The 972-nt window shown below is 30.3% G+C and carries 3 protein-coding genes; all 3 read right to left on the bottom strand.

Going from position 1 to position 972, the window contains the following annotated elements; translation table 11 throughout:
- Nucleotides 1-212, bottom strand: a 212-nt coding sequence (locus AMN80_RS00035; RefSeq protein WP_143323361.1) for a DUF924 family protein, incomplete at its 3' end; no start/stop codon positions are given.
- Nucleotides 205-597, bottom strand: coding sequence for a carboxymuconolactone decarboxylase family protein (locus AMN80_RS00030; protein ID WP_075519990.1), 393 nt, complete (start codon nucleotides 595-597; stop codon nucleotides 205-207). The genes AMN80_RS00035 and AMN80_RS00030, both read right to left, overlap by 8 nt.
- A gap of 9 nt (nucleotides 598-606) precedes the next feature.
- Nucleotides 607-972: ATP-binding cassette domain-containing protein (locus AMN80_RS00025; RefSeq protein ID WP_143323360.1), on the bottom strand; the 366-nt coding region annotated here is incomplete at its 5' end.

Below are 972 nucleotides of genomic sequence, written 5' to 3'. Positions count from 1 at the left end.
TTTCTCGAAAACTGATCCAATAAAATAATTAAAGCTAAACAAGTTAACGGCTCATCTTGCCAATAATCATATTCATTTGAAGTAGCTTTATTATGATCTTCTCCAAATTTTTCTCTAATTAACTGATCAAATTTTTCATCTTTTTTAAATCTTTTCTCAACTATTAGGTCATCAAACCAGAAATCTAGGATTGCTTGAGCTCTATCATTCATAAATTTCGTCTACTTTAACTTGGTATGACTCAACCAATTTATTTGTTTCATTTGCCATTCCAACTACCGCGTTAAGTTCAGCGAGCATATCTTTTGATGCTCCTTTTTTAATTGCAGCAGAACTATGAGATTTTATGCAATACTCACAGCTATTTGTAATTGAAACAGCAATATAAATTAATTCTTTTGTCATCTCATCTAAAGCACCTTTTTTCATTACTTGCTGCAATGAATTCCATGTTCTCTCTAAAGTTTCTGGCTCATTAGCTAACATTTTCCAAAAATTGTTTACTGACTTTATGTTTCTTTTTTGTTTAATGTCTTCAAATATCTCTTTTACTTTTCCAGTAGCCTCGTTTTCTTCAATCATATTAAATATCGCCATATCTCCTCCTTAGTTATAAATAGTCTCAATTTTTGGCATTAGTCTTAATAGTTCTTTTGTATATTCATGTTTAGGCTTTTCAAATAATTCCTCTGTATTTGAAATTTCACATAATTTTCCATCTTTCAAAACACCTATCCTATCACACATTTGTCTAACAACTGGTAAATCATGACTAATGAATAATATTGTAAGATTAAGTTGTTCTTGTAGATCCTTAAGTAAATTTAATATTTGTGCTTGAATACTTACATCTAATGCAGAAGTTGGTTCATCACATACTAATAATCTAGGTTGAGTGGCTAGAGCTCTTGCAATTGATATTCTTTGTCTTTGACCGCCAGAAAATTCATGTGGGTATCTTTCTGCTGAACT

The organism is Candidatus Pelagibacter communis (assembly GCF_001179985.1).
Classification (GTDB): domain Bacteria; phylum Pseudomonadota; class Alphaproteobacteria; order Pelagibacterales; family Pelagibacteraceae; genus Pelagibacter; species Pelagibacter ubique_J.
The sequence above is the reverse complement of the archived record's forward strand: the minus strand, read 5'-3'. Positions and strand labels throughout refer to the sequence as shown.

What these genes read in the sequence shown, in the direction of transcription:
- AMN80_RS00030 (WP_075519990.1), bottom strand. Translation starts at nt 597, where the DNA reads ATGGCGATATTTAATATGATTGAAGAAAACGAGGCTACTGGAAAAGTA.